The 23,124-nt window shown below is 45.8% G+C and carries 23 protein-coding genes; 9 read left to right on the top strand and 14 right to left on the bottom strand.

Annotated features, from left to right (window positions below; all coding sequences use genetic code 11):
* Positions 1 to 21: 21 nt before the first annotated feature.
* Both J8Z23_RS20990 and J8Z23_RS20985 read right to left on the bottom strand, forming a co-directional pair.
* Positions 22 to 1,944 (bottom strand): prolyl oligopeptidase family serine peptidase, encoded by a 1,923-nt coding sequence (locus tag J8Z23_RS20990; RefSeq protein WP_434635329.1) that lies wholly within the window; start codon positions 1,942 to 1,944, stop codon positions 22 to 24.
* Positions 1,945 to 2,200: 256 nt separating this feature from the next.
* Entirely contained in the window at positions 2,201 to 2,785 is a 585-nt protein-coding gene (locus J8Z23_RS20985) for a LysE family translocator (RefSeq protein ID WP_006740964.1), read from the bottom strand.
* 114 nt (positions 2,786 to 2,899) lie between these two features.
* Here J8Z23_RS20985 and J8Z23_RS20980 point away from each other — a divergent pair, with 114 nt between their 5' ends.
* Positions 2,900 to 3,340 carry an Lrp/AsnC family transcriptional regulator gene (locus tag J8Z23_RS20980; RefSeq protein ID WP_005482841.1) on the top strand — a complete coding sequence of 147 codons (441 nt, stop codon included), beginning with the start codon at positions 2,900 to 2,902 and terminating at the stop codon, positions 3,338 to 3,340.
* A gap of 215 nt (positions 3,341 to 3,555) precedes the next feature.
* Positions 3,556 to 4,734 carry a lytic polysaccharide monooxygenase gene (locus tag J8Z23_RS20975; protein WP_434635326.1) on the top strand — a complete coding sequence of 393 codons (1,179 nt, stop codon included), beginning with the start codon at positions 3,556 to 3,558 and terminating at the stop codon, positions 4,732 to 4,734.
* A gap of 116 nt (positions 4,735 to 4,850) precedes the next feature.
* Here J8Z23_RS20975 and J8Z23_RS20970 read toward each other — a convergent pair whose 3' ends face one another.
* The 3 genes from J8Z23_RS20970 to J8Z23_RS20960 are packed head-to-tail and all read right to left on the bottom strand — an operon-like array spanning position 4,851 to position 6,481.
* Entirely contained in the window at positions 4,851 to 5,471 is a 621-nt protein-coding gene (locus J8Z23_RS20970; RefSeq protein WP_140073535.1) for an HAD-IB family hydrolase, read from the bottom strand.
* Between the two features lie 38 nt (positions 5,472 to 5,509).
* Positions 5,510 to 5,821 (bottom strand): cupin domain-containing protein, encoded by a 312-nt coding sequence (locus tag J8Z23_RS20965; RefSeq protein ID WP_140073536.1) that lies wholly within the window; start codon positions 5,819 to 5,821, stop codon positions 5,510 to 5,512.
* Positions 5,822 to 5,830: 9 nt separating this feature from the next.
* Entirely contained in the window at positions 5,831 to 6,481 is a 651-nt protein-coding gene (locus J8Z23_RS20960; RefSeq protein ID WP_005391967.1) for a Qnr family pentapeptide repeat protein, read from the bottom strand.
* A gap of 495 nt (positions 6,482 to 6,976) precedes the next feature.
* Between J8Z23_RS20960 and ompW the strand changes: the two genes are divergently transcribed.
* The 3 genes from ompW to J8Z23_RS20945 all read left to right on the top strand — a co-directional run bounded on the left by ompW (position 6,977) and on the right by J8Z23_RS20945 (position 10,348).
* The gene (gene ompW, locus J8Z23_RS20955; protein WP_005391962.1) at positions 6,977 to 7,621 is read left to right on the top strand and encodes an outer membrane protein OmpW; all 645 of its coding nucleotides are present in this window, start codon (positions 6,977 to 6,979) and stop codon (positions 7,619 to 7,621) included.
* A 214-nt stretch (positions 7,622 to 7,835) separates the two neighbouring features.
* Positions 7,836 to 8,861: an HlyD family secretion protein gene (locus J8Z23_RS20950; protein ID WP_005482880.1), complete on the top strand. Its 1,026-nt coding sequence runs from the start codon at positions 7,836 to 7,838 to the stop codon at positions 8,859 to 8,861.
* A complete protein-coding gene (locus J8Z23_RS20945) occupies positions 8,858 to 10,348 on the top strand; it encodes an MDR family MFS transporter (RefSeq protein ID WP_434635325.1) in 1,491 nt (496 codons plus the stop codon). The genes J8Z23_RS20950 and J8Z23_RS20945 overlap by 4 nt, the downstream gene beginning before the upstream one ends.
* Before the next feature lie 96 nt (positions 10,349 to 10,444).
* Here the strand turns inward: J8Z23_RS20945 and J8Z23_RS20940 are convergent, their stop codons facing one another.
* On the bottom strand, positions 10,445 to 10,690 hold the full coding sequence (locus J8Z23_RS20940; RefSeq protein WP_020841653.1) for a Rho-binding antiterminator: 246 nt from the start codon (positions 10,688 to 10,690) through the stop codon (positions 10,445 to 10,447).
* A 180-nt stretch (positions 10,691 to 10,870) separates the two neighbouring features.
* On the opposite strand from J8Z23_RS20940, the gene J8Z23_RS20935 reads away from it, so the two are divergent.
* The 3 genes from J8Z23_RS20935 to ygjK all read left to right on the top strand — a co-directional run bounded on the left by J8Z23_RS20935 (position 10,871) and on the right by ygjK (position 16,036).
* A complete protein-coding gene (locus J8Z23_RS20935; RefSeq protein WP_434635840.1) occupies positions 10,871 to 12,007 on the top strand; it encodes an MBL fold metallo-hydrolase in 1,137 nt (378 codons plus the stop codon).
* Between the two features lie 455 nt (positions 12,008 to 12,462).
* Positions 12,463 to 13,230, top strand: coding sequence for a transcriptional regulator (locus J8Z23_RS20930; protein ID WP_434635324.1), 768 nt, complete (start codon positions 12,463 to 12,465; stop codon positions 13,228 to 13,230).
* A 115-nt stretch (positions 13,231 to 13,345) separates the two neighbouring features.
* Positions 13,346 to 16,036: an alpha-glucosidase gene (gene ygjK, locus J8Z23_RS20925; RefSeq protein WP_434635323.1), complete on the top strand. Its 2,691-nt coding sequence runs from the start codon at positions 13,346 to 13,348 to the stop codon at positions 16,034 to 16,036.
* A gap of 133 nt (positions 16,037 to 16,169) precedes the next feature.
* Here the strand turns inward: ygjK and J8Z23_RS20920 are convergent, their stop codons facing one another.
* The 4 genes from J8Z23_RS20920 to J8Z23_RS20905 form a co-directional block, all read right to left on the bottom strand.
* Positions 16,170 to 16,682 carry an O-acetyl-ADP-ribose deacetylase gene (locus tag J8Z23_RS20920; protein ID WP_046875590.1) on the bottom strand — a complete coding sequence of 171 codons (513 nt, stop codon included), beginning with the start codon at positions 16,680 to 16,682 and terminating at the stop codon, positions 16,170 to 16,172.
* Between the two features lie 59 nt (positions 16,683 to 16,741).
* The gene (locus tag J8Z23_RS20915) at positions 16,742 to 17,167 is read right to left on the bottom strand and encodes a VOC family protein (protein WP_005391937.1); all 426 of its coding nucleotides are present in this window, start codon (positions 17,165 to 17,167) and stop codon (positions 16,742 to 16,744) included.
* Positions 17,168 to 17,321: 154 nt separating this feature from the next.
* A complete protein-coding gene (locus tag J8Z23_RS20910) occupies positions 17,322 to 18,164 on the bottom strand; it encodes a LysR family transcriptional regulator (protein WP_434635321.1) in 843 nt (280 codons plus the stop codon).
* A 151-nt stretch (positions 18,165 to 18,315) separates the two neighbouring features.
* A complete protein-coding gene (locus tag J8Z23_RS20905) occupies positions 18,316 to 19,623 on the bottom strand; it encodes a DUF1254 domain-containing protein (RefSeq protein WP_434635320.1) in 1,308 nt (435 codons plus the stop codon).
* Between the two features lie 141 nt (positions 19,624 to 19,764).
* Here J8Z23_RS20905 and J8Z23_RS20900 point away from each other — a divergent pair, with 141 nt between their 5' ends.
* A complete protein-coding gene (locus J8Z23_RS20900; RefSeq protein ID WP_029846112.1) occupies positions 19,765 to 20,679 on the top strand; it encodes a LysR family transcriptional regulator in 915 nt (304 codons plus the stop codon).
* Positions 20,680 to 20,751: 72 nt separating this feature from the next.
* Here the strand turns inward: J8Z23_RS20900 and J8Z23_RS20895 are convergent, their stop codons facing one another.
* The 4 genes from J8Z23_RS20895 to J8Z23_RS20880 all read right to left on the bottom strand — a co-directional run bounded on the left by J8Z23_RS20895 (position 20,752) and on the right by J8Z23_RS20880 (position 23,065).
* The gene (locus J8Z23_RS20895; RefSeq protein WP_021452781.1) at positions 20,752 to 21,237 is read right to left on the bottom strand and encodes a VOC family protein; all 486 of its coding nucleotides are present in this window, start codon (positions 21,235 to 21,237) and stop codon (positions 20,752 to 20,754) included.
* Positions 21,238 to 21,375: 138 nt separating this feature from the next.
* The gene (locus tag J8Z23_RS20890) at positions 21,376 to 21,693 is read right to left on the bottom strand and encodes a DUF4144 domain-containing protein (protein ID WP_133280869.1); all 318 of its coding nucleotides are present in this window, start codon (positions 21,691 to 21,693) and stop codon (positions 21,376 to 21,378) included.
* Between the two features lie 99 nt (positions 21,694 to 21,792).
* Positions 21,793 to 22,503: an HAD family hydrolase gene (locus J8Z23_RS20885; protein ID WP_023584368.1), complete on the bottom strand. Its 711-nt coding sequence runs from the start codon at positions 22,501 to 22,503 to the stop codon at positions 21,793 to 21,795.
* 25 nt (positions 22,504 to 22,528) lie between these two features.
* Entirely contained in the window at positions 22,529 to 23,065 is a 537-nt protein-coding gene (locus J8Z23_RS20880) for a DUF924 family protein (protein ID WP_085344588.1), read from the bottom strand.
* Positions 23,066 to 23,124 lie beyond the last annotated feature (59 nt).

Genomic DNA, 23,124 nt, shown 5'->3' with positions numbered 1-23,124 from the left:
CGAACTTAACGATGTAAAGGCTTATTGAGTCTGCTCAAGTAAATGTGTTTTTAGGAATCTATCCATCGCTTGGTAACCATCAAGACGGTTCTCCAAAGAGCGGAATCCGTGCCCCTCATTTTCCTTCACGATGTATTCGACCTCGACGCCTTGTTCGCGCAGTGCATCAACGATTTGGTCTGACTCGCTCTTCACCACGCGTGGATCTTGTGCACCTTGTAGGACCAATAAAGGTGCCTTAATTTGGTCGACATGGAACACTGGTGAGTAGGCTTTCATCATTTTCGCGTCTTCAGGATCATTCGGATTGCCTACTTGCTCGTGTAACATTGCAAGGAATGGTGCCCAATAAGGTGGAATGGAGTCCATAAAGGTAAATAAGTTAGATACGCCAACGTAGTCGATTCCGCACTTATATAAATCAGGAGTGAATGTCACCCCCGCCAGAGTTGCGTAGCCGCCATAAGAGGCACCATAAATACATACGTTGCCATCTTGTGCGTAACCTTGTTCGGTAGCCCATTTGACACCGTCGGTAATGTCATCCTGCATGGATTGTCCCCATTGCTTGAACGACTTCTCCCAAAACTCGCGACCATAACCAGTTGATCCCCTGAAGTTCATTTGCAGCACCGCGATACCGCGGTTAGCGAATAATTGTACCTCAGGCTGAAATCCCCAGTGATCACGAGCCCATGGACCGCCGTGTGGGAGCACAAGCAAAGGTAGATCTTTGGCCTCTCGACCCTTCGGCAGCGTTAGGTACCCATGAATGGTTTCTCCATCGCGAGCGGTGTATTGGATTGGCGTCATCTTCGCCATATGTTCTGGCTTATGCCATGGAGCGTTTTCTGCCAATTTCTCCAATTTGTCTGCTTTACGATCGTAGAAGTAGTAATTTGGTCGATCGACATCGCTGTAGGTGACGACAATCATTTTACTTTCATCTCGCGTCGCACTGGTTACAGAAATTTCTACATTTGGCAGTTTCTCTGAGAGGCGCTCGAAGGTTTGTTGGTAGGAATCATCTAAGAAGTGATAGTGGTTTTTATCTGTCACGTAAGAGACTGAAACCAGCTTATTAAGCGCTTCAGAGTAGTGAGCGCTATTCACGTCAACTTCCGGGTGAGAGAAGATTTCTCGTATTTCTTTATTGGCTTTTACATCGTATTCAACGATGGCTGATTTATCACGCGTAATTCGTGATGCCACATATAAGTTTTTGTTGTCCGGCGTGAATGAAATGGGGCTAAAGCTCTCTTTGAAAGTGAGATTCTTTAGCGCCTTAAATTCATCTTCAACCGTATCGCGATATAAAACGGAGGTATTAACACCATCTGATGTGGTGATGACACGAATGTTGCCATCGTGATCGGTACCCCATGAGCGCACATTGCCCGGGTTTTGCGCGACGAGAGTATTTTCGCCTGTTTTTAGATTATGTCGATAAACATCAAAGACTTGCGGGTTACGCTCGTTACTCGAAATCAAAATGTCATCGGGTTGATTGTCTAGTGTGTCGATAACGTATGCCACAACACCGGATGTCGGTGTGATGGTTTTCTCTTCGCCTGTTTTGACATTAACCGTCACGAGATAAAAGTTCTCATCTCCTCCCGTATCACGAGAGTAAATTACGGTGTCTTCGCCAACCCAGTAGTAGTATGCGATGTCACGCCCTGTTACGGATGTGACGCGTTTTATCTGATCGGGATTATCTGTGGGATAAACAAAGACGTTCTTACGGTCTTGCCATGGCTTCATCATTGAGATGTAGTCACCAGCAGGAGAGATTTGATAGCTAGAAACTTCGCTGTTTTTAAAGAAATAATCCACTGGATACTCGGGTGGAATGACTTCAGCATTGGTTGTGGTGGATGTTTGACTGCAACCCGCCAATAATAATCCAAAAGTGGCAGCAAGAATAAGCTTGCGAGTGTGCATTGTGTAACGCTCCTTGTGTAAAGGACCTTAAGCTCATGAGCTTTTGGCCAGGGTGATAGATTCATCGCAGTTACTGCGAGCAAGCAACGAACATTAAAAATAGCTGTGGCTTATAATTAGTGTGCTTTTAATAAATAGCGCATTGCTTCGCTACTATGACCCTGGCATTGTCCAAAAGTGGCGTTAGATTGTGATTATTGATTCAGTATCTACCTGAACTTTGTATTAGATCACGGTTTTACGGCTATTTTGTCTTCTATATCATTGGGATAGTCGACAGCAGTAAAAGCGCTGCCATCCCATAGTTAAACCCTTTTACACGCCTAGATGTGGTCAACCAGCGTTGAAGTTGCATGCCTGCCGCGGTCCAAAATGTTACCGATGGCAAGTTAGCTAAACAGAAGATACCGGCGATAAAAGTCAGTTCAAGCCAAGAACCGCCACTGGTGTATACCGTAATGGCCGTCAACGCCATCGACCAACCTTTTGGGTTCACCCACTGGAATGCCACCGCCCCTAAAAAAGACATTGGGCGAAAATCGTGTTTTGCTTCGGTTTTGCCGCTCGTGGCGATTTTGTACGTCAAGTACAGCAAATAACTCAAGCTCAATACTTTCAAAATGGAGTGAGTAATCGGGTAAGCGTTGAAGAGGCTCATCAAGCCAATGCCCACCAAAATTAGCATGGCACCAAAACCGAAGGTAATGCCCAACATGTGTGGAATGGTGCGTTTAAAGCCAACATTTGCCCCTGAGGTCATCAACATAATGTTATTGGGACCCGGCGTAAAAGTGGAGACAAAAGCGAACAACGCCAAAGCGCCCAGTTGATGATATTCCATAGATTGTTCCTTGAATCAGTTCTCGATAAGTTGAGAACAACTATAAGTAGAACTGAGGTCAATATTGTGCTTTTATTTGATGATTAGAAACTAAATAAGCAATGAAACATCACCATGGATAGATTTGACGAAAGAATATTGCAAGTGCTCAAGCGAGACGGAAGAATCTCCAATGTGGAGCTGTCGGAACGCGTTGGTTTATCTCCGTCTGCAACCTTACGCAGAGTGCAAGATTTAGAGCGTAAAGGCGTGATCAAAGGCTACCGAGCGGTGCTGGATAATCAGCAACTTGGCGTAGGTTTTGTCGCTTATGTGTCGATTGGTTTGGCCTCGCACTCTAAGCAGGCGCAGCTGGGTTTCGAAGAGCATGTGCGTTTTGTAAACGAGGTGGTGGAATGTCACAACATCACTGGCGCGAATGAGTATTTGCTGCGTGTGGAAACGCAAGATCTCGCCGCTTATAAAGCGTTTCACGCTGATGTGTTGGGTGAGTGCGAACACGTTAAGTCGATCACAACCATGGTGGTAATGGACACACCGAAAGACGAACGTTAGTAGGTCAAGATTGGTATGGTTTTGTGGCACATGAATTTGAAGTGACTCGAAAGAGTCAGTCGAGTATGAGATAAGTACACAACAAATGCTGGAAAGCAGATGGCACTCTTACAATTTCCACCTTTATTCTCACCTTCGAAATAATCTCATCCTGCTAGTTTTGCTTAAACCGCTTGTGTTCACGAGCGGCGAGTCAGCAAATTTAAGGATGAACGATGAAATTACATGTAACACTTCCTCTTTTGAGCTTAAGCGCTGTTGCCGCATTGAGCTCATTTAACGTCAACGCCCACGGCTGGGTAGAATTTCCAAGTGCTCGTCAGAATACGTGTTATTTAGACGGTGGTTTTTGGACCAATGAGATCCCCAACCAAGCGTGTAAAGCGGCTTTTGAAGAATCTGGTGCTTACCCGTTTGTGAAACGCAGTGAAATTGCAGCAAACGTACCAAATTACCGAGATATGGAGCATGTTAAAGCCGTAGTCCGTGACGGCGAACTGTGTTCTGCCGGCGATGCTGCTAAGAAAGGCTTGAACATTCCTTCTCCAAACTGGCAGCGCACCAATGTTACGCCAGATGCAAATAACCAGATTGAATTGGTGTTTTACGGCAAGGCGCCGCACAACCCATCATACTGGGAATTCTATCTCACCAAGCCGACCTATGATGATTCAAAACCGCTTACTTGGAGTGATTTAGAGCTGATCGACACCGCAGGTGATGTGTATGTTGATGCGGAAAAACGCTACCGTATTCAGGTGACTTTCCCAGCTGAGCGCTCGGGCGATGCAGTGCTTTATACTCGTTGGCAGCGCATTGATGTGGCTGGTGAAGGTTTCTACAACTGTAGTGACATTACGTTAAACGGAACAGGTACGACGCCGCCGACTGACCCCGTTGATCCAACCGAACCGGGTAATAATCTGACATCTCTGGGCTACTTTGTTCAGCAAGGTTTTGGACCAGTAGAAGCGGGTGACACCATCCGTTTCCGTACGTTTAATGCGACAGGCAATGAAATTGTTGATATTTCACTGCCAATCAGCGCAAACAATACGACGACTTGGGCGGCAGAAATTGCGGATCAATTTAACGCGCAGCAAACGGGCGATTGGTATGTGGGCATTTGGCATCAAGAGATGAACCACTACATGTTCGATAGTAAGAACGTGAATGCGAACCAAGTATTAGCGCCAAGCGCAGACTTCAGTTATGCGTTGTCACTGATCAAAGCGGATGTACCGCCACCAGTTGAACCAACCAACTTATGGGACAAGACGGCCGTTTACGACCAAGGTGATGTGGTGACGCACAACGGTAAAGAATGGACCGCTCAGTGGTGGACGTCTGGTGAGGAACCAGGCACAACGGGTCAATGGGGGGTATGGCGTTAAGTCATTTATTCGGGCCCTGATCAATAAAACCCTTCTCATGTGAGAAGGGTTTGTTTTTTCAGTCTAAAACGACCACTTTGGTCGAGTGGTTGTCTTGAAAATCAGAGCACATATCGTTATTCGCTTGCTCTCCACTCGCTCCAGTTGAGCATCGCGTAGTCTGCCAGTTTGAGCATCGGAATGTCTTCGTGTGTATCACCGTAGGCATAAATAGACTCAAACTCGTCGAGCGAAAACGCCGCCTTAACGCGCGAGACTTTTCTTTCTAAACTGCAATCACCTTGCTGGTAAAAGCCACTCAGTTTTGGCTGCTCTGAGATCAGTTCACTGCACAGCAAGTGGTAACCGTTCGCTTCACACCAAGGCTTGAGATACGCATTGAGTGATGCCGACACCACCACAATGGTATCGCCTCTGTGTTGATGCCAAGTCAACCTTTCCATCGCTTCTGGCCGTAAGTACAGCGGGATCACTTCATGGGCAAACTGAGCGCCAATCGCTTCAATTTGCTGCGTTTCTTTCCCTGAAAATGCAATAAAACTGCTGAGCGGACGCATAAGACGAGCGGGTAACACTCCGAGTTTGTACAGCGCATAAAATGGCATGATAGCGACCTTTCCTACTCGTTTGCGCAGGCCATAAGCAGAATAGTGGAGGAAAAGGCTAAACATATCCTCTCGGGTGATGGTGCCATCAAAATCAAACAGTGCCAGTGACGGCTTGGTAGTATCGAGCAAATTCAGCGCCTATTTTTCGATTTAAGATCGTTTTGTGTTTATTGATAAAACACTGCCAACCAAATGGTTTCTTGCGTTGGGTCAGTCCAGCTCACTTTGTGTTTGGTATGCGCTGGAATCGTAACGTGATCGCCTGCCTCAAGTCGTGTCACTACACCTGATTCAAAAGTCAGCTCTCCAGTTCCTTTAAGAACCAATACCCATTCATGTTCTTCTTGATCGTACCAGCCACTTTTGGGCGAGGTTTGCCCTGTTGAGACAATGCGTTCTATACGCAGGTTTTTGTGGGTCAGCAGGTCTTCGAACACTTCCTCGTCGAGGTTATTCGGTAAGTCTTTAAACAGGTTCATGGCCTTTCCTTAGATAATGATCAGTCCAAAAGGCGCAAGCAATTGCTCTTGTTGCCAATCACAAATTTTAACACCAAACAGAGAAACGCGGCGAACATCCAGCCCGTCTAGTTCGACATGAGTCAGATCACATTGCTCAACGTTAAAGGTTCCCCATTGTTCTGGCGAGAATTCGCAGCGAGATAAATCCGAGCCTTTAAGAGTTGCCCCCGCGAGGTTCGCTCCGTTCCAACGGTTTTCAAAGAGGTCACATTTTTCTAGTAACACTCGCTCGAAGTTACAGTAGGTGAGGTTGCAGCCAGTAATAAAAGCAGAACAGAAAAACATGGTGTTACTGACGCGATTAGCAAAGTTCGCACCTTGGAAGTTTGCCCCTTTGAGATCGCACTTACGCAGCTCCAAGCCCATACAATTTGCGCCGTTAAACAGGCTCATCGCCAACATACAGTTCGTAAAGCTGGCGTCTTTTAAGTTCGCGAAGCGAAAACTACACCCTTCTAGCGCTTTGGATTCGATAAAGCGACAGTCGATGAACTTAGCATCGCGCAGATCGGCATGGTCGAAACTGCACATATAAAAGTGGCAGTTTTTAAAGGTGGCATTCTGAAAATCGTGGTGAGAAAAGTTTTCTCGTTCAAAAATGAGATCGGTTTTTAACATGTCTTCTCCTTAGCTACGAGCAGACTAGCACTCCAAGTGACTGATTTTCCAGAAAAATAACTTCTTGTATTTCAGTGTTTTACAAACCCCTCAAATCGCAATTTTAAGGGGTCAAACGAGCGTTTTAAGTGGGTTGTTTTTTGAAAATAGAAGACGTAGAGGAAGAAAAAAGTTTTTGCTGGCTACGAGCCCTAGCGAGAGGATTCGTGTTTTTGAGTAGGCATGGCTTCTCACACGCACAGTTTGCATTACAGAATTGTATCCGATTTGCATAATTTGTTGATCGGTATGGCGTTTCTCTATACAAAAAACCTATATTTTTCACAAATTGATTTCCATCAAAATAGTAGGGTTTCTATGTGCTAGATTGCGCGCAGCTCAAAAAATATAGATGCCCGTGTGCTTCAAGGCGCTGAGTTTACTTGAAATCTAAGGCCAGTCAGCAGGCACACCTTTGGGTACGACATAACGAAGCCCTATAAAAGGAAATAAAAAATGAAAAAAACAATCTGCAGTCTAGCAGTGGTTGCTGCACTCGTGTCACCAAGTGTTTTCGCTCATAAACAAGGTGACTTCGTTCTTCGTGTTGGTGCGGCGTCTGTCGTTCCTAATGACAGCAGCGATAAGATTCTTGGTTCTCAAGAAGAATTGAAAGTGGATTCAAATACGCAGCTTGGTTTGACGTTTGGCTACATGTTCACAGATAACATCAGTCTAGAGCTTCTAGCAGCAACACCATTCAGCCACGATATTTCAACAGACTTGTTAGGTCTTGGTGATATCGCGGACACCAAACACCTTCCACCAACGCTTATGGTGCAGTACTACTTTGGCGAGCCACAAAGTAAGTTCCGTCCATACGTTGGTGCAGGTCTCAACTACACCATGTTCTTTGATGAGGGCTTCAATAGCACGGGTAAAGGCGCTGGTCTTTCAGATCTTAAGTTGGATGACTCATTCGGTCTAGCAGCGAATATTGGTGTGGACTACATGATCAACGATCAATGGTTCCTCAACGCTGCTGCGTGGTACGCAAACATTGAAACAGAAGCAACTTACAAAGCAGGTGGAGCGAAGCAAAAAACCGACGTCAAAATTAACCCTTGGGTATTTATGATCAGCGGCGGTTACAAGTTCTAAGAAAAACCAGTAGTTACACGCACATTACTATTATTGGCATGACTTTGGGGGCGGTTACGGGGACTGCCCCTCTTTTTTATCCTCGTTTTGATTGCACATCATTTACTCCACTTAGCAACATGCAAAATTGGATCTTTACCTTGCAGATCATTTTATTGTCGGAAGATCGAAAAGTCCTACACTGATCACATAATTGAACAAGTGGACAATATAAATGAGCGGCGACATCGCGAAGCATTCTTCCTCCAGATCTAAGCTGGTAAAAACTCTCTTCTTTACTCTCTGTGTTATCGCATTTGGTGCGATGTATTGGTCTTGGCAGTATTCAGACAGTCATCCAAGCACGGAAGATGCCTACGTTAGGGCAAAAATTTTGTCGGTAGCGCCTCAGGTAAAAGGCCAAGTGGTTTCTGTGGATGTCAAAGATTTCCAATCTGTTAATAAAGGTGACCTACTGCTGAAGATAGATTCACGCCCATATTTGTTGGCAGTGAAGCAAGCAAAAGCAGCATACCAATTGGCGGTCCAGCAACATGACGTTGCCGATAAGCAGGTAACTGAAGCTGTGGCGGGCTTAGATGCGGCGCGCTCTAACCTGACAGAAGCGCAAGTGGAGTACAAACGTACGGATTCTCTAGTGAAACGCAAACTGGCGTCGGACCAAGATTTAGATACGGCGAAAAACAAACTTGCCAATGCCCAAGCGAGCCTAGAGCAAGCGCGCGCGACGGTAGAAAAAGCCATTGCGAACCGTGGTGAAGAAGGCGCAGAGGCTGCGGTTGTTCAACAAGCGGCAGCACAGTTAGCGCAAGCGGAGCTGAACTTGAGTTACACCGACATTACGTCACCAGTGGATGGCATTGCTGGTGAGATCAATACGCACGTAGGCTCGGTCGTTAGCGTGGGTCAAACGCTGTTCCCTGTGATTTTAAAAGACAGCTATTGGGTACGCGCGAACTTTAAAGAAACCGATCTTACTCATATTAAACCTGGCATGCATGCGGATGTGGTGATTGATATGTACCCAGACGTGGTGTGGAAAGCAACGGTAGAACAACTGTCGCCTGCGAGTGGTACATCGTTCTCCTTGATGCCACCAGAAAACGCAACGGGTAACTGGGTTAAAATCAAACAGCGTTTCCCTGTACGTTTGGCATTAGAAGTACCGGCCGATGCGCCGCAACTTCGCGTGGGTGCGAGCTCAGAAGTCACCATTGATTTGCAAAGTAGCGTGCAATGAGTCATCAAATTACGGCAGACAAACGGGGGATTGCCACCGTCGCCGTGATGCTTTCTGCCATCATGGTGTTAATCGATATGACCGTTGCGAACGTGTCGCTATCGCACATGATGGGCGCGTTGGGTGCAACAGCAGACCAAATTACTTGGGTGCTGACGGGTTACAGCATGGCGGAAGCGATCTTCATTCCGATGACCAGTTTCTGGGTGTCGCGCTTTGGTGAACGCAAAGTCATGCTGGTTGCCGTGATCGGTTTTGTGATTGCCAGTGCGCTTTGTGGGCAAGCACAGTCGCTTGAAGAGATGGTGCTATTTCGCATTATCCAAGGCGCTTTCGGCGCGTCGGTGATTCCATTGGCGCAGTCGACGTTAGTGCAGATTTATCCGTATGAGCAAAAAGGCAAAGCGATGGCAATTTTCTCCATCGGCATTTTGCTTGGTCCTATTTTGGGCCCAGTTGTGGGTGGCGTGATCACCGACAACATCAACTGGCGTTGGATTTTTTACATCAACTTGCCATTCGGTTTGATCTGTACCTCTTTGATTTATCGTTATATCCACATCTACAACAAATCTAAACCTAACTTTGACTGGTGGATCATCAGTTACATGGCGTTAGGTGTGGGCGCGTTGCAGTTTGTGTTGGATAAAGGGAACGAAGAAGACTGGCTCAACTCACGCATGATCCAGACCGCGATATTACTCGCTGTCATGGGGTCGGTGATGTGGATTTATCGCAGCTGGAAAACCAAAAGCCCAATAGCGCCATTATGGCTGCTTAAAGACCGAAACCTTATGGTCTCGTCATTGATGATTGCCGTGGTGTCGATGGCGATGTTTGGCCTGACGACTCAACAACCGATGTTGTTGGAAAGTTTGCTGGATTATCCGGTCTCAACCACTGGCTTATTAATGGCACCGCGTGGATTGGCGTCAGCGGCGATGTTAATTTTGGTGATTAAACTCAATCCGCAATTCGATCCCAGAATCAAAATAGTCTTTGGCTTGAGCTGCATCGGGATTGGTAGTTATTTGATGACGCAATACTCACTGCAGATCGATACATTTTGGATTGTGATGCCGAGTATGATTCAGGGGATGGGGCTTGGTTTAACTTTCTCGACGCTGTCCACCTTGGCGTATTTAACGATTCCGAAAGAGCAATCTGTCGCGGCGGCAAGTATTTACAATTTGTTCCGTACGATTGGTAGTTCGTTTGGTATCTCTATCGCCACCACGTTCCAATATCGTGATAGTCAGCAGCAATGGCATGCGCTGGGAGAGGGTATTAATCCTTATAATCCTAACTTGCATGACTGGGCGGCCAATCAGGGGCTTTCTATTACCGACCCGGTTGCGTTAGACCAATACCAACAGATGTTGCAGCAGCAATCGCAAATGGTTGCGTTTGTACACACTTTCCAGCTTGTAGGAGTGATGTTCGTGATCATGATGCCGATGCTGGTTTTCATCCGGTCGCGTGAATAACAACAAGTTCAGGTGAACTGTGCCAGAGAACGCCTCTCAAGTTGTGTCAGCTTGAGAGGCGTTTTTTATTGGACGGTATCAGTGAAAGAAGGACGTTTACTCAAACGTCACTTCATCAAAATGCGGATTGGCTTTGAGCGCGCGCATTGCGACTAATTGTTCAGTCGGGAAGGCGATGTGCTCACCATCCATATCTAAAAACAAGCACTCTTGTCGCTGCATGTCGTAGCCTGTGTCGAACGCGTTGCCCTGATGAGTTTCACCATTTTTTAGTGTGATCTCGATAGGGAGCTTAAACATACAGGCGATTTCAATAAAATCGTATTGGCTGCAAGTCACCATAGTTTTCTCCTTTCAAACCGACTCAGTATTCAGAAGGTTTGAGAACCGTATCCTTAAATAGAAGACGTTTGATTGAAACTGAATCTTCATCTTACACCTCATTTTGGTCACGAAATAGACATACACGCACGTTTTAATAAACCTACTGTTGAGCGTTCGCAAGCGAGACAAAACTACGATATGTCTGAGACGATACTTAAGCGCACATACCTAACGAGTGAACAAAAGACACAAAAGCCAAGTTCACTGATTCCGCCTCAAACCTACCATGCGCAGTTGGCGCACCGTGTTCACCACTCGCCTCAATTTGAAAACGGCCGCGTTAAAAACGAGATGCCAAATGTCCCTAGTCCGCAATCGTTCTGGCAGGTTTGTTGGAGTTATCTTGGTGGTAGAACACCGTTGAGTCCTAACGAACATCTGCCACATTCCCCAATTCAACCCACGCAGTTTGCGCAGCGAAGTGAATCGATGCGCCTTACTTGGCTGGGCCATTCCACTATGCTGGTGGAGGTCGATGGCATTCGAATTATGACCGATCCGGTATTTGATTACGCTTCTCCGTTCATCGCAAAAGCGTGGTTTGAACGCAATATTCCCAATACTCACGCCAGAGATTGTTTGCCGATTCCTGAAATTATCGTGATTTCGCACGATCATTACGACCATTTAGAAGCGTCGACCATACGTTTCTACGCCGATAAACCCGTGACGTTTTATGTTCCCTTAGGGGTTGGCAAGCATCTGATAAAATGGGGCGTTTGCGCAGACAACATCGTGGAATTCGATTGGTGGGATAGCGTGCACTATGCTGGAATCGAACTGATTTGTACGCCCGCTAACCATAATTCGGGTCGTACTTATTTCGATAAAAACTCGACCTTGTGGGCTTCTTGGGTCATCAAAGGCAAAGAAGAGACGCTCTATTTTAGTGGTGATTCAGCTTACGATTCGCACTTTTCTGAGATCGCACAGCGATGTGGGCCAATCGACATTGCCTGTTTGGAAGTGGCTGCCGATGTGAAAGGCCAAGGTTATCCGGTCGAAAACTGGGGGCACATGCAGGCTCATCATACCGTGCAAGCGTTTCGCGATTTAAATGCGAAAAAACTGTTGCCAGTACATTGGGCTACATACGAACTGTTTACTCACCGCTGGGACGAACCGATTTTAGATTTGCTTACCCATTGTCAAAAAGAACATATAACGCTGCTGACGCCAATGCCGGGGCAGAGTTTTTACGTTCATCAAGAACATATAAATAAACAATGGTGGCGAGAAAAAGAAATATGTGAGCCAGATATAATTTTTACTTAATAACATGATCTTACTTCAATAATTATTTTATAAATTAACCTTGTTATTTTCAGAATATAACAAGGTTTTTACTGGTCATTGAAATTAAAAATTGCCATAGATTCACTTTCCAATTGTGATCTCACGCTTTTATAAATCGATTGGTGTCATTTTTTGATACTTTTCATCTGAAAATTTGCGCTCTTATCAGAAAAGTTTTAGTAAAAATCTTTGCTATCTTAATTTTACTCTTCAAAACAATTATACTGACTATTATCTTGATAATCCCATAGAGCAATGGCTATAACTTGTTCTGGATGGGTAAAATGTATCCAGTTAAAGAAAAGTAAAAAATCTAATGGATAAGACATGTTTTACGCCAACAAGATAGAATATTGAGACCAAAATCACAAGAGTAGGACTCTCTTGAATTTATCATCATGGATGCTGAATAAATAAAATACAGGCATTGTTAGATGAATAATTCTGCAACGTATTTACTTGCTGCTTTACGAGAAAAAATAAAAGAAAAAGGCATTGGATATTCTGAGCTTTCTATTGGACTTGGAATCCCGCTTTCTACTATAAAAAGGCAGCTTCACAATACGTCTGTTGGTTTAGATAAAATCTTGTTGTACGCCACGCATCTTGATACGGATTTGGTTGAGTTATCCATGCGAGGTAAGCAGCTGCAGCAAGAGAGTGAACAGTTTATCACCGACACCAACAGTGAGATTTTCCATCAATATCCTCACTTATTTGATTTTCTTTATCTTTTGCGTCGACCTGAGTGGCCTTTAGAAGAGATCGCTCGGAGATACCAGCTGAGTGATACTTCCGTTGCGCTCTATTTACGTGCACTAGAAATGATGGATTACATTGAACTGAAAGGGGATAAACACTATCAATTTAAAGATACAGGCCGCTTTATTTTTGAAGAAGGTTCAAATTTAGACACGCTATTTGCACAGCGCTTTCGTGAAGAAGTGTTTAGCCACGATATTCGACCTCCAATCTGTGTTGGACGCATTGCGATTACCGAAGAACAAGAAGAAAAACTGGCAAATGAAGTGTACAACAAATTAATTGAGTTTGATGTTCAAAATAAAACCAGTGAAAACAGTCAACGCCTAAAAAACGTTTTACTCACTTTTACACCTGGTAATCAGATATTTTTGGCTGACACAATTCCGAATATTAATGGCGATTTATTAAAAGCCATCACTATCGCTAAAGAAAAATAAAAGAATAATTATCGGAAGCTTGTGCTTATTTAGTGCGAGCCGGGCTTCTGCACACTAAAAACACTCATTTATATAAATGAGAATATAAAAATAACGTAAATAATAGGGAAAAAGTATGTTTAAAAAGAGCACACTTGCCATTCTGATCGGGGCTACTATTTCGCTTGTTGGATGTGGTTCCAATGATAAAACTGAAATCCGTTTACCACAGGCGCCAACTTCGGAATTTACTAACGTGATTGATCGTACTGGTAATCCCACTTACCTGCGTGATTACGACAGTTATTCGAACCTGAAGTACAACGCGTTGACGGATAACGGCGCGTGGCATGGCCATTTGCTACCTGAAGATGCGGCGGGTTATGGCGCTTTCGGCGGTATTATGCAAGTGACGCAAGAGTACGCGCATTTTATGTCTGGCCAAACGTTCGACAAGCTCACGTTGACCGACAAAGTGAGTGGCCAAACTTACGACTTATCGAACGCAGAAGCGAAAGTCTATTCCATTCCAGGTGCGTTAGTGCAGGTGTTGGACTTGGAGGATATTCACGTGCAAATGGTGCTGCGCTTCGTAACTGATCGCTCTTCGCTGGTGGAAACGCTCATCACTAACAAAACTGATCGTGATATGAACTTGGCGTTGGAGTGGGACGGCGAGTTGGTGAAATACGCGCTGTCGACGCGCAAAGACCAAACCGTTGCGCAGTACTACCCAGATTACAAGCGCCAGATTTCGACCATCGAGAACGGCATTAAAATTAACTTTAGCGAGATGAAAGACAACTGGGCGATCCGTAATGATCGCGATGCCGAGTTCCGCATTACTCGTTCTCTACCGACGAAGACGTTCACCAACGAAACCTCATTCAGTTCTACCGCGGAGATGAGCCTACCAGCTGAGCAAACATCGGCGGTTTATACGGCGTATTCTAACCTGCATAATGCGAAAGAAGTGCAGTCAGAATCGTTGAAATTGCAAGATGTATTGGCGAATCCAACTCAATACATGGAAGCGTCGAAAGCGCGTTGGGATGGCTATTTAGCGAATGGTCTTATCAACAAAGAAGCGACAGCAGACCAAGCTCGCGTAGCGGTAAAAGCGATGGAGACCCTAAACGGTAACTGGCGCTCTGCGGCGGGCGATATTGAACAAGCGACAGTCACGCCATCGGTCACTGCACGTTGGTTCTCTGGTAACTTAACATGGCCGTGGGATTCGTGGAAACAAGCGTACGCGATGGCGCATTTCAACCCAGATGTTGCGATGGACAACATTCGCACGGTATTCCAAGAGCAAGTTCAAGCTGATGACAAGATTCGTCCGCAAGACAAAGGCTACTTGCTGGATGTATTGACGTACACCAAACCTGTTAGTCGTGGTGGTGCTGGCTCTGAAAACTGGAACGAACGCAATACGAAACCATCGTTGGCGGCATGGTCTGTGATGGAGGTGTATCACGCTCTCGTGAACCAGTTTGATCGCCCAGAAGACGCGCAAAAATTCATTGATGAAATGTATCCGAAGTTGGTGGCATACCACGATTGGTGGCTATCCAACCGCGACCACAACCAAAATGGTGTGCCTGAATACGGCGCGGCAGTGGACCCAGCACACAACACGGAAGAAGGCGTGATGTACGTTTGGGTAGAAACGCGCGATCCTAACTTCACGACCATTATTCCTGCAGAAGACATCATCGAGCAAAACGGTAATTCTTATAAAGTAAAAGGCATGGCGTCTTACAATAAGATTCTCGATGAAGTGGATTACATGACGATTCACGTCGGCGCACAAGAAGCGGCGGGCTGGGAATCGGGCATGGATAACGCAGCTCGCTTTGGCTTTATCTACAACATCCACAACATGAACTCGCAAGCTGAAGACATCAGCAATCCAGACAGAAATGTGGATCAACTTGGTCGCTACGCGGCAAGTGCGTACGGCTTTGATAACAGCATCAAGCTGGAAGGCGAGGAGTGGGTGTACAGCAATACGTCAGCGGAAAACTTAGCGAAACTCGATCTAGCGAAGAAAGATTGGGAAGTTCGTTTTGCAGAAAACCGCACCAACAATAACGCAGCGGAAGGTGAGCTGCTTGGCTTCTCTATGCTGCAAGAATCGGTGGATCAAGCCTCTTACATGTACTCAGACAACAAATACTTAGCGGAAATGGCGAAGTTGGTGTCCGATGGCGTAGAAGGTAAAGACCGCGCGCAAGAATTCCTGAACGGCGCCGAGAAAATCAAAACGTACATTAACCAATGTATGTTTGATGAAAGCACAGGGTTTTTCTACGACATTCACTTAAATGTGGCTGAAGATGGCACTACTCCTGCGCCTCTTGCAAATGGCTGTGCGGGTTTGCCGATTGTAGAGCGTGGACGTGGCCCTGAAGGTTGGTCGCCGCTGTTTAATGGTGCAGCAACGCAAGAGCATGCCGATAAAGTGATCGCGGTAATGCGTGATCAAGATGAGTTCAACACGCCAGATAAATTCCAAGGAACGGGTGTGCCTTTGCCTACCGCATCGCAAACCAACCCTGCTTACGGTAAAGATGTGTACTGGCGTGGTCGTGTGTGGCTAGACCAAGTGTACTTTGGCTTCCGTGCGATGGAAAACTACGGCTACAAAGAAGAAGCGATTGCAATGGCGAATGAGTTGTTTAACAACGCAGAAGGTATGACGGGTGACATGCCAATTCGTGAAAACTACAACCCAGAGACGGGCGCGGTACAAGGTGCGTCGAACTTCTCTTGGTCTGCGGCGCATTTGTACATGATGTACAACGGATTCTTCAAAAACTAGATCGCACACATTAGGCGCTTTGGATGACCCACCTAGCATTCGTAGCGCTTAACGAACGATAATTCATTGATAAATAAGACAAACCGGACTGTATTGGCAGTCCGGTTTTTTTATGTCTCTTGTCACACAGATTTTAGTGCTGGGTCAGGGCGCGTTGCCAAATCGAAAGCATCTCTTCACTAAACAAGTAAAAGCGCATGTCGAGTGCCGCGTATTCCGGTCTTTGACAAACGGCCATCGCGACTTCTGCTGCTTCTTGGGGCGGGTAACCATACACTCCGCAAGAAATCGCAGGCAGTGCCACACTTTGGCAATGCTTGTCGAGCGCGAGATCCAGCGAACGTTGATATGCAGATTCCAACACCGCTTTTGGATCGGCGAATTTATCGTAAATCGGGCCAACGGCATGAATGACGTAACGCGCGTTTAAATTGCCAGCCTCAGTAATGCGTGCGTCACCAAACGGGCATCGAATACCGTCGACATCATCAACGGCATAACACGCATTGATAAGCGCAGGCCCTGCTGCGCGATGAATGGCACCATCGACGCCACCTCCGCCGAGCATTCTCGGGTTTGCTGCATTCACGATGGCATCGACATGTGCGGTGGTAATGTCGCCTTGGACTAACGAGATCGCGTTCATTTTTTTGAGCCTTCTACAATGATGAGAAACAAATGGTCAGTAACACAGTTAAGTGTAGCTTACTCATCAATCACTTGAGGTTTTAACTCGACGACATTTCCTTCCGGATCATGTATATAGAGTGATCTACCGAACCCTTGTGCGCCATACCGCTTCGCAAACTCTTCGGTTTCAATGCCGTTCGAACGCAGATATTCCAGTATTTCATTTTCGGAAAAAGGCGCTAGTTGCAGGCAAAAATGGTCAATATTACGACCATTTTGAACTGGTGGCTTTCCGCCAAGTTGCCCTAACTCGCTGTCCACCGTCACCACATCAATCAATGCGTTACCAGCCCTGAGCTGGGTTAAACCAAGCTCCATTACTTCGCGCTCGACAGGGCAGCCCAAAATATCTCGATAGAAATGCAACATGGCGTCGAGGTTGCACGTTCTTAACACGACATGATCAAGGGCTTGGATTGCGATTGGGTTGTTGGTGGGCATGCTTCACTCCTTTTGTGCGGTTATGGAAAAGTATACGACCTGAACGTCCATATTGATCGTTAAGCCATTTTTAACATATGCGCATTTAGTCATAAAGAGTGCGTTTAAGAAGAGAGAAAGAGTTTTTGGCGAAACGCCTTGATGTGCGACCGAGTCAGGCGTTTAGGCTTGTAGCAAATTGGTCACGCGCCCAAGCTCGCAAACATTGATGGGAAGTGCTGGATTCATCTCGTTTATGGAAAATCAGTTTATAGCTGACTGGCTCGGAAAACATTGGAGTTTGAATGACTTGCAGATTCAAAGCCGATTGCCATTTCTGCGCCAAAGACAGGGGAAGCACGCCTAAGCAATCGTGTTTCGCCACATAAAGCATCATGCCAGAGAGCGATGTTGTCATCATTTCCACATCACGCTCTTGCAGCCCTGGCTGGTGAATTTCGGTGTTGCTAACTGGGAAGTCTTCGTCTCCGACATACCGACAGTGCTTTTCAGAATAAAACTGTTCTTGTTCGATTTTTCCTGCGATACGTGGGTGATCTTGACGACAAATCACCACCATTGGCTCTTCAAAAATTGACTCACTGATAAATGATGGGTCATGAATGGTCGTTGGGCTAATAATCAAATCGATCTGTTTAAGTCGTAGATCGTTCAATAACGAAGGTAAATCCGTATCGGCGCAAATGCTGATCGTGTTGGTTGGTGTGATGCGGTGGAGCAGCGCTTCGTTACAGCTCAGGCGGAAAGTGCTTTGATCGGAAATGGCATCATTGATCATCGCAAACGCCTGATGAAATTTAGGTAGCAACTGATGCGCTACAGAAGTGAGTTTGATTTGTCGCCCATCCTTCACAAATAACGATTTGTTGGTTTCTTTTTCCAAACGCTTCATGGATGCGCTAATCGCTGGCTGAGTTAGCCCTAGGTGCTCTGCGGCGCGAGAGTAAGATTGATATTCAGCAACAATTAAAAAGGTTTGGATTAGATTAAAATCCATACGATACCTAAATAAAAATAATCACTAGATTCAGTGGGCGTCTCTTTGATTTTTGGGCTAGATGTTCGCCCTAGGCACCCACCTTGAAATAAGCCTCCTTAACGCACTTACGAGCTAAGGAGGCGACAGAGTAGTGGTTCGTTAAAACGAATTATTTAACTACTTTGATTTCAGGCATTTGATACTCACCACTTTGGATTGCATCGTCTGCGCCGTAAAAACGCATGATGGCGTAGAACGGTTTTTCAGGTACTGGCAAGAAGTTTGGATCGTCTGCTCGGCCTTTCTCGTTCGCACTCATGTAAATGGTGTAGTAATCGTCTTTGTCCGCTTCCATGGTTCGGTCGCCACGGCTGTGACGGTTTAGGTCGTTTTTCGCCATCAAACGGTTGTCGTTGCCGTAAATAGTAACAGACCAGAATTCGCTGACGTTCGGCGCTTTAAAGCGCATCACGTAATCATGCTTCGAACCATCCAGTTTTTGACCAGTGCTGTCGAAATCTGATTTACGGTAAGACGCTTCGATAGGTGGTAAACCCCACTGACCAAGGTAAGTACCTTCTGCAAAAATATCGCGTGGCGCATCACCCAAGGTATCGCGTGTACCAAGCAACGTACGAGCATCTGTCATTTTAGGTGCAAGTTCGACGAGGTGTTCCATGCCTTTCTTCTCACCAACTTTTGCCAGTTTTAGCTGCTCAGGTGTGAAGTCAGTTTTGCATGGTTCAACGCCGATAGATTGGTATTTGTCCAACCACTGTTTGTCTGCATTGCCCATCGAGCCATCACATAGCACGAAGTTCACGCGTTCAAGCCATGTTGAATTTTTTGGATCTGGATACGTTCTTTGTACTGGTTTTGGCCCGTTCTTACCTAAATATTCCGATAGGGTACGAATGTTCCATTGGTCCATGTAGTTAAGCGCGACTTTTGCGTCTTCGTCATTCACTGCCATGATGCGACCCATCAGCTTCACAAGATTGCTGTCTACGCGAACCACTTCGTCGACAGACGCTGGCACTTCACCTTGCCAATCTTGTGCTGCAAACATGAACTGGCCGCCTTTTGTGCCGCGAGTACGAGAACTGAACGCTGCGTTGGTGTAGTGGCCCATGTCCATTGTGTGCAAGATCCAGTAACGGCCTTCATCCATATCAGGCACGCTCACAATGACAGGTTCTGCAGCAACATCTAACCAGCCCATAAGGTGAAGCGTATCGTTATTAATGGTTGGGTGAGCGGTGTAAGAGTCATCAGCTAGAGCACGAATATTCTGAAAGCGGTTCAGTGGATAGTTGTTTTCTACCGCCGTGTGATAGAAAAACTTGTACGCTTCATCGATAGAGTAGCCGTAGATATAAGCATCTTCTGCAAGATCAACATTGGTGTTAGCCGCAAATACAGAGCTGGCTCCTAGCGCTGATAATCCCAATAGAGTAACGAGTAATTTTTGTTTCATGGCTGGTTTCATCCATTTGTTTGTGAGGATATGTTTCCAGCTAAGCTTAGTCGTTAACCCGTTTATTACAGAAATGAATTGTGAGTATTTAGTCTATATCAAAAGTGATATGCTTTGAGAAAAGCTAAAGAGATAACGTTGATGAACTTTGATTACAATTTGCTCAAGGTGCTTGCGGTGATTCTTGAAACACGCAACACCACAACGGCTGCGGAGCGTTTGTGCACCAGCCAGCCTGCTGTGAGTCGAAGCTTGCGTAAAATTCGGGATTTGTTTAACGACGACATTTTAGTGCGTAAGGGCACCAATATGGAGCTCACGCCGAAAGCCGAAGAGATCAAAGCGCAGCTTTCTGGGATCATCAACGACATCGACAAGCTAGTGAATGTTTCTCATAGTTTTGATCCCGCGATCGAAAGCTGTGTTCTGCGTGTTGCGATCAACTCGTCCATTGCGCAATGGTTTTCTGCCGCGTTTACTCAGCTGCTAGCCAAAGAAGCGCCGTTTATGAACTTGGTGATCGAAGACTGGACGGAAACCACGCCAGACAAAATCGATGCGGGTGAAATCGCTTTTGGCATCAACTATTTCCCTATGGAATTGCCGAAGCATCTGGTTCAGAAAAAAGGCGGGCGGGACGACTTTGCTCTGGCCTGTCGCGCGACGCATCCGCATGGTGGCAAACGCATGTATTTGGATGACATTTCAGAGTACGCGTACGCGGTTCACATCATCCAACATTGGAATGAAAAAGAAGATCACATCTCGCGCTTATTACAGCCTTTTTCAGTTGTCCCAAGAATTCAACTGCGTACCACGCACATCAACACCATTTTGAATTTGGTTGCGGATAGCGATGTGCTGTTTCCTTGTTCGCGTCACTTGATCAATCAGTTAGATAAGCGTTTTTCTTTTATCGAATTTGATGATGCGCTGCCGAAATTAGAGGGTAACTTCGGTTACGTTTACAGCGTAAAGCGCCGCAATGATCCGTTGATATTGTGGGTTAACAATACCGTTGAATCGTTGATGAAGTCGTTAGGCATTGAGTCGTAACAATGGTTGGTAAAACGGTTTGAACAACCGGGTTCGATAACGCATTGATCCCGGTTGTGTTGCTTGATGCAATTACTCGTATTCAGAAGCGTAAGTTTCTTCATAAGTGTGCGAGTAAAGCTCGAACAGGTTGCCGAATGGGTCTTCTAGATAGACCATTTTCGCAGGCTTGTTATCGTCTTCTGGGTGGTAACGCATGATGTCCATACGAACTTTGCCTCCAAACGCTTCAGTGCGCTTGATTGCACCTTCAAAGTCGTCCGTCTGCAAACAGAAATGGAAGATACCGATGCGAGAAAAATCCACTTCATGGCGCGCATGACGCTCTTTCATTTCAAATAACTCAAGTCCGATGCCATCGCTTGTCACTAGATGCGCAATGTTGAAGCCTTTAAAGCCCTCACCAAAGACCGCAATACACATTCTGCCAATTGCGGTTTCGCGTTCTTCAATCACTTTCGTGTTGCCCATAACGACTTTTAGACCAAGCGCTTGCGTGTAAAACTCAACCGCTTTATCCATATCTCCGACCATAATACCGACATGATTCATTTTCATTTGTTTGCTCCCAACATGTGTGCTTAAACGTTGTTTTGTTTCGATGTGGGAGAGTATATGGTGCGATTTTAATTACATGAAATTATCATAAATTATAAAAATAATAATTATATGTAATCAATGTGAGCGGAGTTCGAGCTAATTGGCTAATGCCTCAATAGCTTGCTGTACCGAGGTGAAGTGAATTTTGATTATGCATCTTTGTGCGAGACTAAACTCATGCGACTGGATGAGTGACGTAACTTCCTCGACGGACAGAGTGCGTTCTTCCGGTTGTAAAACGGTGGTGTTCGAATCGTTGTATTGCAACCCGAACGTGTTGCCATTTGAGTCAATTACGTAATCATCTGGCCCCAAAATGAGCGCTTCGCATTCGGAATCAAGATCGGCATGAGAACGCAAATAGATAAGTTCATCGTCGCCATCGAGTTTCAATAAACATGGCCATGTAACCATGGGGCCTCCGGTGTAGTGGCTAAAATTGTTTCAATGTCTGAAAGGGCAAGGTGAGTGCTGGCAGCATTCAAGGTGTTGGCCTTAAACCGCAGTCAAAAATTACGTGTGTTGAGCAATAATCGAAAACAGCTCGTCAACCGTTCTTGCCACGTAATCTGGTTGCACGCTCCAATGCTCTGGCATCGCGCCGCTGTACGCTGCTGCAACGGCAATCACTTTACTTTGGCCACCCAACTGCTGTTCGATGTTGCGTGCGAATTGCGTGTCGGCTTCATGGTCACCGATGTACATCAGCTGTCTATTTTCTGCGTGACCAAAAATCGACTCAACGCATTTGATACCACTGTACGCATCGGGCTTTTGGTGTCCGTTCGAGACGTCATCATACCCGATGATGGATTTAAACGGCGCGCTGATGCCGTTGTCGGACAGCACTCGATGAATATTGCTTTGTGAGTTTTGAGAGCAAATGCCGTGAGGCAGCTGCGCAAACTCTTTAATAACGCCATCAATGCCTTCAAACAGGGTTACTGGTGTTTGGTTTTTCTCTTGATGCTCTGCCCATAAACCACCAGCTTTTAGCATTTCATCATGGGACATGCCGTAGTAATCCACGTAGAGCTCTTGCCAGTTTTTCGCCGCGTGGTTTGCGTAGTGATAGTTGGCTTCTGAATGGAGATATTTCGGTAAATTATCGCCAGTTAAATGCGGGGCTACGATGGATAAGATCGCTTTGGTGATGTCGATGTTTTTCGGTACAGAGTTTACGAGTGTCCCATCGTAATCCCACAATATGGCGTCTAATTTCATTCAACGTTCTCGTTGTTATTGATGGTTAAAAGCTGGAACCGGGTTGCTGCAAAAATGCTAACTCTTCAGGTGTGCTTTCTCTTCCCAAGATGGCGTTGCGATGTGGGTAACGTCCAAATTGGTCGATGATGGCTTTGTGTTTTAGCTCAAAATTGTAGTTATTTTCAAGCCCTGGTGCGCGAAACAATTTCTCAGCTTCGACATGGATGAGGCGCGATTCGCTGTGCATAAACGGCATGTACAAAAAGCTTAGCTGCTCAGGCGCTAATTCTTGATCGTGTCCTAACCGAATTGCTTCTTGAGCCAATGCTAATGCGAGTGGGTCTTGTGCAAATGCTTTTGGGGTGTTGCGATACACATTCCGTGAAAACTGGTCGAGCACGATGATTTCGGCCAATCGCCCTTGTACGCTGTCTCGCCAGCTAAAAAGCTCACAGCGAGCTGCTTGTTCTAGTACCGAGGCAAATCGTGACGCAATATGTTTGTCCAGTTCTGGGTCGTTTTCAAACCAGTTTTGAGGCGTTAGCTCTTCGAACCAGAACTTGAGGATTTGTTGATGCATGGCGCTTCCTTTTGTTGTGCCTTAATAGTAAAAAGCCAGAAGCGTGGCTTCTGGCTCTT

The sequence above is a fragment of the Vibrio sp. SCSIO 43086 genome (assembly GCF_051132235.1).
Classification (GTDB): domain Bacteria; phylum Pseudomonadota; class Gammaproteobacteria; order Enterobacterales; family Vibrionaceae; genus Vibrio; species Vibrio diabolicus.
Note: the sequence above shows the minus strand (reverse complement) of the source record. Positions and strands in the feature narration are given on the sequence as shown.